The organism is Bradyrhizobium campsiandrae, assembly GCF_014529705.1.
Taxonomy (GTDB): domain Bacteria; phylum Pseudomonadota; class Alphaproteobacteria; order Rhizobiales; family Xanthobacteraceae; genus Bradyrhizobium; species Bradyrhizobium campsiandrae.
In genome coordinates, this window is record NZ_JAANIH010000012.1 from 152,552 (window position 1) to 165,899 (window position 13,348).

The 13,348-nt window shown below is 64.6% G+C and carries 12 protein-coding genes and 1 pseudogene; 6 read left to right on the forward strand and 7 right to left on the reverse strand.

The genetic code is table 11. The features are described from left to right. Window positions 1–125: 125 nt before the first annotated feature. Complete coding sequence (locus G8O24_RS11670) at window positions 126–1,103, forward strand: DUF2336 domain-containing protein (protein ID WP_188099290.1); 978 nt, start codon at window positions 126–128, stop codon at window positions 1,101–1,103. Between the two features lie 109 nt (window positions 1,104–1,212). Here G8O24_RS11670 and G8O24_RS11675 read toward each other — a convergent pair whose 3' ends face one another. The 3 genes from G8O24_RS11675 to G8O24_RS11685 form a co-directional block, all read right to left on the reverse strand. Continuing rightward, window positions 1,213–1,557, reverse strand: a complete 345-nt coding sequence (locus tag G8O24_RS11675) for a DUF1491 family protein (RefSeq protein ID WP_188099293.1) — start codon at window positions 1,555–1,557, stop codon at window positions 1,213–1,215. Between the two features lie 64 nt (window positions 1,558–1,621). Then, complete coding sequence (locus tag G8O24_RS11680) at window positions 1,622–2,356, reverse strand: peptidoglycan-binding protein (protein WP_188099295.1); 735 nt, start codon at window positions 2,354–2,356, stop codon at window positions 1,622–1,624. Then, window positions 2,349–4,205, reverse strand: coding sequence for an ATP-binding protein (locus G8O24_RS11685; protein WP_188099297.1), 1,857 nt, complete (start codon window positions 4,203–4,205; stop codon window positions 2,349–2,351). Before G8O24_RS11685 ends, G8O24_RS11680 begins: the two co-directional genes overlap by 8 nt. Before the next feature lie 409 nt (window positions 4,206–4,614). On the opposite strand from G8O24_RS11685, the gene G8O24_RS11690 reads away from it, so the two are divergent. The 3 genes from G8O24_RS11690 (at window position 4,615) to G8O24_RS11700 (ending at window position 6,863) form a co-directional block, all read left to right on the forward strand. Continuing rightward, window positions 4,615–5,058, forward strand: coding sequence for a DUF5330 domain-containing protein (locus G8O24_RS11690; protein WP_188099299.1), 444 nt, complete (start codon window positions 4,615–4,617; stop codon window positions 5,056–5,058). Between the two features lie 200 nt (window positions 5,059–5,258). After that, a complete protein-coding gene (locus G8O24_RS11695; RefSeq protein WP_188099301.1) occupies window positions 5,259–6,344 on the forward strand; it encodes an outer membrane protein in 1,086 nt (361 codons plus the stop codon). 90 nt (window positions 6,345–6,434) lie between these two features. Beyond that, window positions 6,435–6,863: a SufE family protein gene (locus G8O24_RS11700; RefSeq protein WP_188099303.1), complete on the forward strand. Its 429-nt coding sequence runs from the start codon at window positions 6,435–6,437 to the stop codon at window positions 6,861–6,863. Between the two features lie 127 nt (window positions 6,864–6,990). Here the strand turns inward: G8O24_RS11700 and G8O24_RS11705 are convergent, their stop codons facing one another. Then, window positions 6,991–7,410: a Ros/MucR family transcriptional regulator gene (locus tag G8O24_RS11705; protein ID WP_188099305.1), complete on the reverse strand. Its 420-nt coding sequence runs from the start codon at window positions 7,408–7,410 to the stop codon at window positions 6,991–6,993. 160 nt (window positions 7,411–7,570) lie between these two features. Further along, window positions 7,571–8,413 (reverse strand): DUF308 domain-containing protein, encoded by an 843-nt coding sequence (locus G8O24_RS44020; protein ID WP_188099307.1) that lies wholly within the window; start codon window positions 8,411–8,413, stop codon window positions 7,571–7,573. A 312-nt stretch (window positions 8,414–8,725) separates the two neighbouring features. Between G8O24_RS44020 and G8O24_RS11715 the strand changes: the two genes are divergently transcribed. Further along, window positions 8,726–10,375, forward strand: a complete 1,650-nt coding sequence (locus tag G8O24_RS11715; protein ID WP_188099309.1) for a glycosyltransferase family 39 protein — start codon at window positions 8,726–8,728, stop codon at window positions 10,373–10,375. Between the two features lie 193 nt (window positions 10,376–10,568). After that, window positions 10,569–11,348, forward strand: a complete 780-nt coding sequence (locus tag G8O24_RS11720; protein ID WP_128967330.1) for a class II aldolase/adducin family protein — start codon at window positions 10,569–10,571, stop codon at window positions 11,346–11,348. A 208-nt stretch (window positions 11,349–11,556) separates the two neighbouring features. On the opposite strand, the gene G8O24_RS11725 is transcribed toward G8O24_RS11720, so the two are convergent. Further along, on the reverse strand, window positions 11,557–12,951 hold the full coding sequence (locus G8O24_RS11725) for a M20/M25/M40 family metallo-hydrolase (protein ID WP_188099310.1): 1,395 nt from the start codon (window positions 12,949–12,951) through the stop codon (window positions 11,557–11,559). 43 nt (window positions 12,952–12,994) lie between these two features. Further along, window positions 12,995–13,348, reverse strand: a pseudogene (locus G8O24_RS11730) (hypothetical protein); the annotation flags it as partial.

The window sequence follows — 13,348 nt, forward strand, 5'->3', positions numbered from 1 at the left end:
CCGCGGCGGGACGAGATCAGGCGAATTCAGCGGGTTTGCTTCACACCTCGTTTTCCTTAACGAGGCTTTAAAGGAACCCTTGATAGGCTGCCGGCAACAGTTTCTTCCGAGTTGCGTACGCCTCCATGACCAAGTCGCTGTTTCCCGGATTCGACGGGCTGATGACCCTCTCCCGTCGCGAAGGCGTCGATGTACGCCCCACGCTCCTGCGCGTGCTGACCGATCTGTATGTCCAGGCGAGCACGCACAGCGAGGACGAGCAGCGGCAATTCATCGAACTCGCGACGCGGCTGATCGACCAGGTCGACGATGCGACGCGCGCGGCCGTCAAGGCGCGGCTTGCGGTCTATCCGCAGACGCCCGTCCCGGTGCTGCAGAAGCTCGGACTGGTCGCGGCCGAGGAAGGCCGCAGGGTGCCGCTCGCGCGCGAAATCCCGCATCCCGCGTCCACTCCCTCGGCTGCCCGCACGCCGACCGACGCAGACGCGCGCATCGCCGCCAGCATGGCGATGCAGCCGAAGGAAGCGGCCGAGATCCACGACATGTTCTTCCGCGCCGATGCGAACCAGCGCGCGCTGATCCTGCACAATCTGGCGCAGACCCCGCTGAAGGCCGCACCGCGGATTCCGACCGTGCGCGCCAAGCGCGCGATCCAGATCCTGGAGATGGCGGCGATCGCCGGCGACGTCGACAATTTTACCCTCGAGCTCGGCGACAGCCTGATCCTGCCCTCGCGCGTTGCAGCCGAGATCGTCGATGACGCCGGCGGCGAGGCGCTCGCCGTCGCCGCACGCGCGCTCGACATGCCGAGCCCGAACTTCCAGCGCATCCTGTTGTTCTTCAAGCCCGCGATCGGCAATTCCGTCAACGAGGTCTACCGGCTGTCGCGGCTCTATGACCGTCTCGGCGACCGCTCCGCGCTGGTGATGCTCGCCGCTTGGCGCGGCTCGACGCTGGCCGTCACCCGCGCGAAATATCAACCGTCGCTGCACGACAGCGACCGCCAGCGCGCACGCAGCACAGCCGGCCAGTCGCGGCCGAGCGTGCAGCCGGGGTCGAGCCCGGCCGTGCGCACGGGCTCAGGTGGATCGTCGGAGCGCTGAAGTTTCTACGTCGTCATTGCGAGCGAAGCGAAGCAATCCAGAGTCCCTCCGCGGATACGGTCTGGATTGCTTCGTCGCAAGGGCTCCTCGCAATGACCGTGACGGTGGGCTAGCTCTTCGCCAGATCGAGAAAGTGCCGTCCGGCGCGGTCCTCGGTCTCGACGATCCAGGCATCGGGGTCGAAGCGAAGCTCCTTGGTCAGTCGCTCTTCCACCGCGGCTTCCGGCATTGGCTGCGGCGCGGCGGGCACGAAGAAGCGATCGACGGGACGGCCATCGTCATAAGAGGTCTGTGGCGCCGGCACGTAGAGCATGGCGTTGCCGTCCAGTAGCGACACCTTGACGAACACCGCACCAGCCTCCTCGGCGCCACGATGGCGCACGGCGCCGAACACGCCTTCGGTTTGGCACCGGCGCAAATAGGCTGAGACCCAGATATTCGATTTCAAACGCATGGGCGCAGGATAAGCCAGCGGTGCAAGCAGCACCAGCCTTTCAGCCTTTGTTAGATGATGCTGATTACTCGACGGGATGGCCGATCGCGGCGGCGAGTTCGCGCAGCAGGCGATCCGACACCTGGCCGGTGACGGGCATCTTGTGCTGGCGCTCGAAGGTCTGGATCGCCGTCTGGGTCTCGCCGCTCATCGTGCCCGTGATCTTCAAATTCCCATAGCCGTATTCGGACAGCGCGCGCTGCACGCCGGCGAGACGACGCGCCGCGGGGCTTTGCTGCACCGGGACCGGCGCCGGAGGCCGTGCAACGGCCACCGCCGACGGTGCCGCCGTCGGCGTCGTGGCCTTGATCACCAGATTGGTCATGGGGTCGCCGGAGCGCGGCGTCGAGGCGGTCGTTTCGGCGGGCTTCTCCGCCAATTTGTCCTGCGGCTTCTCGGCCGGTTTCGGCTCGACGCGAAACTCGGTCGCCTTCGGCTCCAGCGGCGAGGTATCGGCGCCGACGGGCCGCGGGCGCGGCATGGGATTGGACAACGCCACGGGCGACGGCGCCGGAAGATTGATCACGGTGCCGAACATCGGCGCCGGATGCCGGCCGGTCTGGAGGAACAGAGCATTCGCAACGATGGCGCTGACGGCCGCGGCAGCGACGAGGCCGGCCAGCGTGTCTTTCGGGCTGTGCAGCAGCACGCGCATCACGAGATTGCGCTCGGTCTCGACATCGACGACCGCGGCCTTGGCGCCACCCTTGCCACCACGACGTCGCGGAGCAGCTTCGTCCTTTGCAGACTTCTTAGGCACTTTTTTTCACCAGAGCAGGTTGGTCCTGAACGTCATGACGGAGCACCGGCGTCAACGTCGCGATCTTGTTCTCCGCCGGCTTCACCTGGGGCGGCGTGTAGACGAGCGGCAGCTTGACCGTGACGGCGGTGCCCTCGCCGAGCTTGCTTTGTACCGTCAATTCGCCGAGATGCAACGCCACAAGGCTCTTCACGATCGAAAGGCCAAGGCCGGTTCCTTCGTGGCGGCGCTCATAGGTCTTGCCGCACTGGAAGAACGGCGCGCCGATGCGCTTGAGATCGTCGGGCGCGATGCCGACCCCGGTGTCGCTGATACGCAGCGTCAGCTGCGAGCTGGACGCTGCTGCAGACACCGTGACCTGACCGCCGCGCTCGGTGAACTTTATGGCGTTGGCGACCAGATTGAGCACGATCTGCTTGAAGGCGCGCGGATCGCCCGTCATCACAGGCAAATCCTGCGGCGCGTCGGTGATGAGATCGACGCCGTTCTCGCGCGCCTTCAGCGCCAGCAGATTGCAGCAATGCATCAGCGAGGCGCGCGGCGCGAACGGCTCCGAGGCGATCTCGAAATTGCCCGATTCCATCTTCGACATGTCGAGGATGCCGTTGACGACCGACAACAGATGCTGGCCGGAGGCGTTGATCAGCTCGGCATATTCCTTGCGCTGGCTTGCGGCCAGCATCAGGGTCTGCTCCTGCGCGATCATCTCGGAGAAGCCGATGATGGCGTTGAGCGGCGTGCGCAGCTCGTGACTCATGGTGGCGAGGAAGCGCGTCTTGGCGGCGTCGGCGGCCTCTGCCGCGCTCCTGGCCTGGTCGAGCGCCTGCTCGGACAGCTTGCGATCGGTGACGTCGCGCATCACCGCGACGACTTCAAGCCCGGCGGTGACGTCACTGTCAGGATTCTGGCGGCGCTGATCCTGGTCGAGCGGCCGGCAGCGCATCTCGACCCAGATGAAGTCGACCTGATAATTTCCCTGGCCGCGCTCGGAACCGGTGGGCTCGCGCCGCACCCGGAATTCGACACTGCGCACGTGGCCGCGCGCGGCATCGGAGAGTGCGGTGAGATAGGCCGGACGATCGGCGACATGGACACGATCGAACAGGCCATGGCCGAGCAATTGGGCGACCGGCATGCCGAGCATGGCTTCCGCTGCCGGCGAGATGAACTGCACCGCGCCGTTGCGCTGATGCCGCGAGATGACATCGCTCATGTTGCGCGCCAGGAGACGGTAGCGCTCCTCCTCGCGCGACAGCAGCGTGACGCTGGTGCGCGCGAGCGACTCGGCGCCGAAAGCAAGGCCTGCGGCATAGAGCGTCGCCGAGGCGACGCCGAACGCCATCATCACGCCACGCCCGGTCGCGCTCATCTCTCCAACCGGCAGCCAGCCGAGCTGGCCGAACAGGATCAAAAGGCCCGCGCAAGAGAGCGCGAGCAGCGAGGCAAAGGCCGCAACGCGGCGCGAGGCCGAAAGCGCAGCCTCGAGGGGAACCACGACCAGCCAGATCGCGGCGAAGGATTCAATGCCCCCGGTCGTGACGGCGACCGCCATGATCAGGCCCGCGAGCGCCAGCGACGACAGCACATGGGCGCCTTCATAGCGGCCGGTGCGCGACAGGAACCAGGACAACAGGATCGGCGCGATCAGCCAGGCGAAGGCCGCGACCTCGACCGCGCTCGGCGCGCCGCGCAGCACGAGATAAACCGGAAAGGCGGCAAAGGCAGCCAGGCTTCCGAGAAGCCGCGGCGCCATGAAGGCCCGATGACGTGCACGCGTCAGCGCATCGTAACGCGCGGAGGGATGCAGCAGTGCATCGAGACAATCGCGGATGATACTCAAAACTGTCACGGGTCTCGCGCTTCGGCTCAATCGTCTGAGAAGACGCGCCGGAACGCCTCCTTGTCGTTGAGCCACCGTGTCAGAGCGACCTTAAACGAGTGCTAAGGCGGATCGGGCCGCCGCCGAACACCGTGACATCGCGGAGATTTTTAGGCGAATTGGGATGGTCATCATCGGATGATGGTGAACACAGGGTTTCACCGTCCACCTCATGGTTTCGAATTGGTGGATAGGCGGGGCCGGGCGACCACAGGCGCCCGCGTCAATCGAATATTTACGAGATCTCTGTCCGCGAAGATTTTTGCGTCAATTTTCCGCGAATTAAGCTCAAGGCAATGACTTGCGATTTATCGAGAGTTGCTAGGTCGAAACGCGCGCGGACATCGCCGCGGCGGGATCTAACATACAGGTCGATAAGATGCGCTTTCTGCTTCGCATCACATTCTGGCTCGGGCTGGTGCTGGTGCTCCTGCCACGGGACAAGACGCCCGAATCGGAGAAAGTGCCGCAGATCGGCGCCGCCGACGCGGTGCAGGCTGCGACCGCGGCAGTTTCCGACATGAGCCAGTTCTGCAAGCGGCAGCCGGCGGCCTGCGAGGTCGGCGGCCAGGCCGCAACCATCATCGGCCAGCGGGCCCAGGACGGCGCGCGCAAGATCTACCAGATCATCAACGAGAAGAAAGAGCAGATCACCGACGAGAAGAACGAAAAGACCAACAGGAACGACAAGAAGGCGCCCGACCATACCGGCTCGATCGCGATGGCCGGCGAAGGCGATATCGAAGCTGGCCAAGCGCCGCGCGATACGCTGACCCAGGACGACCTCGCGCTGGAATGGCGCGGACCGGAAGCGGCGAATTAGAGCGCAGACTCTTCGCCGCACAGCCACAGCTCCGATTGATGCATGCGGGACGTATGACGTTTGTCGTATGGCGCTTCCGCAACTCCGAAACAGAAAAGGAAAGCTGAGGCCAGGTTGGCCTTGTTGGAGCGGCGACGTTCCCGAATGATGCCGCGCGTCAGGACGTCGCATCCTCCTCGAACGCAACCAGGCGGGCTCCCGTGAAGAACATTCTCAAATGCGCTTTTGCTGTGGCAATGATTGCAGGCTGCAATGCGGCCTCCGCGCAGTCACCATCCTCATCCGAGGCGATCCTGCAGCGTCTCGATGCCATCGATAAACGCAACGCGAAACTCGAAAGCGAAAACGCTGCCCTTCGCGACCGCGTGCGCGTACTCGAGCAGGGACATGGCAACGCCGCGGCCGATGCACGACGCCTGGGCCCAGGGCCCGCACGCGCGCAACCCAGGGACGGGACCAAGGAAGCGACCTCCGCGATGGCCATGATGCCGAAGTCTACCGGCCCTGCCTATAAGGCTCCGCCCGCTGTCGCCGCAGCTTACAGCTGGACGGGATTCTACGTCGGCGCAAATGCCGGCGGGGCAATTGGAGATCGTCAGTGGAGCGATCCAACTCTGGCGCCACCTGAGCTCGGCTCTCACAAGATGACAGGCTGGCTCGGCGGCTTTCAAGCCGGCTACAACTGGCAGACCGGACACCTCGTGCTTGGCGCCGAAGGGACGTATCAATTCTCCGATTTGCGAGGCGATCACCAGAACGTAACGGTGGCGGCTCTCGGACCGCCCCTTGCGCTTCCGCAATTCGGCACCTCGACGGATCGATTTTCGACGAGGATCGATGGCATCGCGACACTCGCTGGCCGCATCGGCTTCGCATCCGATTCGTTGGACCGAACGTTGTTCTACGCCAAAGGCGGCGCGGCTTACGCCAGCGGAAGCGCTGCGCAGGCGACCAACGCTGGCGTCTTGTTCTTCGGCGGCGGTGCCGCCCCTCAGGTCATCACCTTTACCGGCACCCGGACGGTAACGGACGATCGTTGGGGCTGGATGGCTGGCCTTGGCCTGGAACAGGGCTTGACGGAAAACTGGTCGGCCAAGATCGAATATGACTATTTGGACTTCGGCACGAAGTCTCTCCGCCTGACCGGCGCCGGCTGCCTTGCCTCTGGTGGTCTTCAGGCTTGCGGACCCGCCACGTCGAGCTTCGATGTTCGGCAGAATGCCCAGCTCCTGATGCTCGGCATCAACTATCGCTTCAACAACGGCCCCGCCGTGGCCAAGTATTGATTTGGACGAGGGCCAAGATTGGGCCCCGAGCCTATCGATTTCGACCCGCCGCGCCCCTATATTGGCTCAGAGAGTGAATTTGGGCCATCAATGACTTCGATCGACGACATCAGGGACAATTTCGAGCTTCTGGACGATTGGGACGACCGCTACCGGTACGTCATCGAGCTCGGCCGTACCCTGGAACCGATGCCTGAGGCGGAACATTCCGCCGAGAACAAGGTGAACGGCTGCGTCAGCCAGGTCTGGCTGCAGAAGCTGATCGATCGCAGCAATGGCGCGCCGATCCTGAAATATCGTGGCGACAGCGATGCGCATATCGTGCGCGGACTGGTCGCGATCGTGCTCGCGCTCTATTCCGGCCGCACGCCGCAGCAGATCCTCGAGACCGATGCGATCTCGGTGTTCGACGAATTCGGCTTCCGCGATCATCTGACGCCGCAGCGTTCGAACGGCCTGCGCTCGATGGTCGAGCGCATCAAGACGGATGCGAGAGAGGCGCTGGCGGAAGCGTCTTAGCGCCTCATTGCGAGCTGCCGTAGGGTGGGCAAAGCGGAGCGTGCCCACGTTCTGTGTGTGATCGATGAAAAATGGTGGGCACGGCGCAAGTGCGCCTTTGCCCACCCTACGAGAGCAGAGACTTGGACTACTTCCCCTTCTTCCGCTGCTGCTGTCCCAACCCCATCTTCTTCGCCAGTTGCGAACGAGCCACCGCGTAGTTCGGCGCGACCATGGGATAGTCGGCGGGCAGGCCCCATTTCTCGCGATATTGCTCGGGCGTCATGTTGTACTGCGTGCGCAAATGGCGCTTCAGCGACTTGAAGCGCTTGCCGTCCTCCAGACAGACCAGATAGTCCGGCGCAATCGACTTCTTCAGCGAGACCGCCGGCTTTGCCGGCTCGAGCGGCGCGGTCTCGGTGCGGCCAGACGACACCCGGGTCAAGGCGCTATGCACCTGGCTGATCAGGTTCGGAATCTCGGCGGCCGGCGTCGGGTTGTTGCCGACATAGGCCGACACGATGCTCGCAGTCAGCTCGATGAAATTCTTGGGCCCGGCATCCGACATGGGCGCGACCTCTTTCCAATCTACTTCATCGCGGCATTGGCGACGCTGAAGTAATTCCTGTCAACAATACGTTTGGCCGAAATACGACAACTGGGGAATATGAGCCGATTACTGGTCTCGCGACAAGAACTGCGAGACTTTACTTCAGCGCGCGAGGTGTTCAGCCACCACGCTGGTCGAGATGGGCGCGCAACTCGTCGATTGAGGCGAAGCGCATCATGCCTTCGGGCATCTGCGCCTCGATCGAGCCGTCGGAATAGAGCGAATAGGCCATGCCGTCGACGACGCCGGATTTCAACACCGTCACCGCCGGCTGTTCGGCCGGCGGCGGCTCGGGCGCCGGCGGAGGTGTTGCCGGCGGTGGCACGGCAGGCTCGAAGGTCGAGGACGGGCGCGGCGGCGGACGACGCGTCGCGGGCGGTTCGGGCGGGCGGGCGCGGTCCAGTTTCGGCCAGGCATCATCAAAGCTCGCGTGCGGAGCTTCCGGCGCGGCCGGCTCCGTATGCGCTGGCGACGGCGCGCTTTCGACAGCTTTCGCCTCGGAACGCTCGCGTTCCTTGCGTGAGCTCGAAGCGAACATCAGATTGCGCCGGCGCGGGGGTTCCGGCGCGGCGGGTGCTGGTGGCGGTGCTTCCGCCTCAGCCGGTGCTTCGGCGCGCGGCCGCGCGGGTGCCGGCGTTTCGGCCTGCCATGGCGGCTGCGAATCGCCCCGCATGGCGGGAGCGGGCTCAGGCGCACCTGGCGCGGCAACACCTGGCGGCAACACGGGCCTGACGCGAACCTCCGAAGCTGCGGCGGTCCCGGCCAGACGGCGGGCGATGCCTTGCAGCTCGAGCAGCACGAGATAGAGGCCGACCAGTAGCATTCCGGAGCAGACGCCAATCGATCCGCTCGTTATGAGCGTGCTGCCGAGGCTGAAATCCCTGATCGAATAGCCGAACGCGACCGCAAGGAGGCCCGCCAAGACGGCGAATATCCCTGCGATCAACAATGCCAAGCTCATCGAACACACCCCCGGCCGCGCCTCATCACGCGACCCCGTTACGCCACGATACCGTCTTCCGGTGTTCCTCGCCAACGACCAATTGCCGCCGCCGTTCCTAAAGGGAAGGATATCAGGGACTTATTCACATTCCCTTCAGCAACGGTCCGCTACCTGTCATGGGCTTCCAAAGGGTTGGAAATTGCTGCGTCGCATCAGGAATTTAGCCATAATGCCCAATTACTTGGTAATGGAACTGCGCTATAGGGATTCCGGGGAAGTGGCCCGCGCGCACCAGCAGGGCCAAGAGGGGATTCCGGGTCACCAATAGCCATGACATCCATCACGACTTCGGCGATCGACACGCCTCTCGGGCGCTCGGTTGAGCGGACTTGCGACGACCTCGCCATGCTGGTGCTGGCAGCCGTCGCCGTCATCGCCGGCCTGACCTTCCGCGACTACGGGCTCGGCTGGGACGACTACACCCATGCCGAATATGCCGACCTGCTGCTGCGCATGTACGGTTCCGGCTTCAGGGATACGGCCGCCCTCTCCTTCGCCAACCTCTATATGTATGGCGGCGGCTTCGACATGGTCGCGGCGCTGCTGCACAAGATCCTTCCGCTCGAGCTGTTCGAGACCCGGCGCCTGCTCGGCGCGATCGTCGGCGTGATCGGACTTGCGGTGACCTGGCGCCTCGGCCGCCGCATCGGCGGACCGCTTGCCGGTCTTGCCGCACTGTTGCTGCTCGCGCTCTGCCCGATCTTCTACGGCCACATGTTCATGAACCCGAAGGATGCGCCCTTCGCGGTGGCGATGATCATCCTGATGCTCGGTCTCGTCCGGCTCGCCGAGGAATATCCGCAGCCGTCGCCGCGCACGATCCTGATCGTCGGCCTGGGGGCCGGCCTCTCGATCGGCTGCCGCATCCTCGGCGGACTGGCGCTGGTGTACGCCATGATCGGTTTCATGCCACTGTTGCTGGAAGAGCTGCGCACCGAAGGCACGCGCGAGGCGGTGAGGCGTTTCGCCCATGTCGTCTACGTGCTGCTCCCGGGCCTCGCCTTTGGCTATCTCGTGATGGGCCTGATCTGGCCATGGTCGATCATGGAGCCCGGCAATCCCTTCGAGGCCCTGACCTACTTCTCGCACTTCTTCGAGAAGCCGTGGAAGGAGATGTTCGACGGCGCGATCGTGTCCGTGCCCGACATGCCGTGGTCGTATCTGCCGACGCTGTTCGCGCTGCAGCTGCCCGAAGTGATGCTGGTGCTGATGGCCGGCGCGGTGTTCAGCACAATCGCCATGCTGCCACGCCGCGAGGTTCCGGCGCGCCGCAAGACCATCCTCCTGATGCTGACGCTGGCGGCCACCTTGCCGCTCGCGATCGCAATGGTGAAGCGTCCGGCGCTCTACAACGGCATCCGCCACTTCGTGTTCGTGATCCCGCCGATGGCGGTGCTCGGCGGCGTTGCCTTCGCCTGGACCATGGAGCGCCTGCGCACCAACCACCGCGCCTGGCAGCCGGCCGTGCTCGCCCTGTTCTGCTTCGGCCTTGCACTGCCGCTCGCCGAGATGATCCGGCTGCATCCCTATCAGTACACCCACTTCAATCACATCGCCGGCACGGTACGCGGCGCCGACGACCGCTTCATGCTGGATTATTGGGGCCTTGCGCTGAAACAGGCCTCCGACGGACTGCGCGAGCAGCTCGTCGAGCGCCAGGAAGTGCCGCCGCGCAATCGCAAATGGAAGGTCGCGGTCTGCGGTCCGCAGCGCCCGGCCCAGGTCGCGCTCGGCCCCGACTTCACCATCGGCTGGGATTCCAACGCGGCCGATTTCGCCATGACGCTCGGCGAATTCTACTGCAAGGGCCTCACCGCGCCCGTGATGGTCGAGATCAAGCGCGACGACGTGGTGTTCGCGCGCGTCTACGACATCCGCGGCCGCAGCATTTCCAGCCTGCTATCGATCCCGGCGCCGTAACAACCGTTGCTTGATCGGCCGGCCGGGTCGCCAAAACGTCATCCGGCCGCGCATGACCGGTTCTGAAATCCGGAACCTCGCGGCACGCCTCCATGCGGGCGACGCTGAACTGCCGCGCTTGGCGCGCCTTGCGGCCAGCCCCTTGCAAGACTAGGCTCCCGTCCCGCAACAACGAGGTTCGGAGAGATTTGCCATGTCGCCAGCGGAAGCGCGCCTGAAGGAAGTGCCGTCCAACATGACGGAGGCCGAGTGGCAGCAACGGGTCAATCTCGCCGCCTGCTATCGCCTCGTCGCGCTGTATGGCTGGGACGATCTGGTCGACACCCACATCTCCGCGCGCGTGCCCGGCCCCGACCATCACTTCCTGATCAATCCCTATGGGCTGATGTTCGACGAGATCACCGCCTCGAGCCTGGTCAAGGTCGATCTGCACGGCAACCAGCTCTCCGAGAGCGAGTACAGCATCAACCCGGCCGGCTTCACCATCCATTCGGCGATCCACGAGGTGCGCGAGGACGCGATCTGCGTGCTGCATCTCCACACGCTGGACGGCACCGCGGTGTCGAGCAGCGCCGAAGGCCTCCTGCCGCTCAATCAGACCGCCCAGCTCGTCACCCACGATCTCGCCTATCACGACTATGAAGGCATCGCGCTCGATCACGACGAGCGGCCGCGGCTGCAGAAGGATCTCGGCGACCACAACCACATGCTCCTGCGCAACCACGGCACGCTGACCGTCGGCCGCTCGGTCGCCTCCGCTTTCGAGCGCATGTATCACCTCGAGCGCGCCTGCTCGATGCAGGTGCGCACCCGCGCGCTGGGCACGCCGGTCTACCCGGTCGAGCCGATCGCGATCGAGAAGAACACCGAGCTGCTCGCCAACCGCGACCGCGCCGAGCTGCGCGCGACCAACCTCGTCTGGCCGCCACTGCTGCGCAAGCTTGACCGCGAGCTGCCGGGCTACCGGTCTTGAGATTTTCGGGATTTCGTGTAAGGTAGGCCTCACCTACCTCTGCACGTTCTGGAATGAAACGCCGCCCAATTCCGGGCGGCGTTTTTGTTTTGGGGCGCTTCGTAGGGTGGGCAAAGCAAAGCGTGCCCACGCCTTTGTGGCCGTATGAGACAGTTGGTGGGCACGGCGCTTTGCGCCTTTGCCCACCCTTTGGCAGCTCGTAAGGTAGTTACTTCACCTCCGCCAGCGCCGCGAGGATGCGGGCCCAGGAGCGGATGCCTTTCTGGAAGCTGCGCAGATCGTACTTCTCGTTCGGCGAGTGGATGTTGTCGTCGTCGAGGCCGAAACCGACCAGCAGCGAGTCGAGGCCGAGGGCGCGCTTGAAATCGGCGACGATCGGGATCGAGGCGCCGGAGCCCATCAGCACGGTCTCCCTGCCCCATTCCTCGGTCAGGGCCTTTCTCGCCGCCGCAAGCGGCTTCATGTTCCAGTCGAGCGCCACGGCCGGTGCGGCGGAATGGTCGCCGAACTCGACCTTGCAGTCGCCGGGAATCCGGGCGGTGACGTAGTCCCGAAAGGCTTTGCGGATCTTCTGGGGATCCTGTCCCTGCACCAGCCGGAACGACACCTTTGCCGAGGCATGCGAGGGGATCACCGTCTTGGAGCCTTCGCCGATATAGCCGCCCCAGATGCCGTTGACGTCGCAGGTCGGACGCGTGGAGGCCTGTTCGACCATGAGGCGCCCCTTCTCGCCGGCTGGAATCGACAGCCCGACCGGCTTGAGGAAGGATTCCGGTGTGAAGTTGAGCTTCTTCCACTGCTCCAGGATCTCCGGCGGCGTGTCCTTCACGCCGTCATAGAAGCCGGGAATGGTGATGCGGTTGTCGTCGTCGAACAGGCCGCCGAGAATCCTGGTCAGCACCCGGATCGGATTCATCGCCGTGCCGCCGTACACGCCGGAATGAAGGTCACGGCTGGCCGCAATGATCTTGACCTCTTCATAGAGCAGGCCGCGCAGCGCCGTGGTGATCGCCGGCGTTTCCGGGTCCCACATGCCGGTGTCGCAGACCAGCACGTAGTCGGCCTTGAACTCGTCCTTGTTGGCCTCGACGAAGGGCACGAAGTTCTTGGAGCCGACCTCCTCCTCGCCTTCGATCAGGAAGGTGACGTCGATCGGCAGCGAGCCGGTCACCTTCTTCCAGGCGCGGCAGGCTTCGACGAAGGTCATCACCTGGCCCTTGTCGTCCTCGGCGCCGCGCGCGACGATGATCTTGCGGCCGTCGGCATGATCGGCCACGGCAGGCTCGAACGGCGGACGATGCCAGAGCTCGAGCGGATCGACCGGCTGCACGTCGTAATGGCCGTAGAAGATCACATGCGGCCGTCCGCCCATGCCGGTCTTGCCGACGACGGCGGGATGGCCGGCGGTCGGCCGCACCTCAGCCGCGACGCCGAGGCTCGCGATGTCCTTGGCCAGATGCTCGGCCGCCGCCTTGCAGTCCCCGGCATAGGCCGGATCGGCGGAAATCGACTTGATCCGCAGCAGCGAGAACAGGCGCTCGAGGCTGTTGTCAAAGTCCTTGTCGATGTGGTCGAGCACGGATTGAAGCTGCGCGTTGGCCATGGTCGGAGTTCCTGACTTTTGAAGTCTCAAGCTGCCTCGGTTTTCAGGCTGCTTTGGCTTTTAGCCCTGCCGCGGCGTCGGAGCTAGCCGCATCGGGCGGATGCCGGATGTGCCAGCCGAGCGTAACGGCGAGGATCGCGGTGGCGACAAGGTTGTTGCCCCAGGCCTGGATGACGTTGGGAAACCACGGCAGCGACAGCAGCATGAGGATGCCGGTCGCGGCGAGCGCAAGCCAGGTTCCCAGCCGCACCCTCGGCCGGGCATCGAAGGCCGCCCGATGCATCAGCACGGTGAACGGCAGGAACAGCCACATGAAGTAATATTGCCGCGCCAGCGGCGAGGCCACCGTCATCAGGCAGAACAGGATGCCGAGCTCCTCGGCATCCGAGCGCGCGGT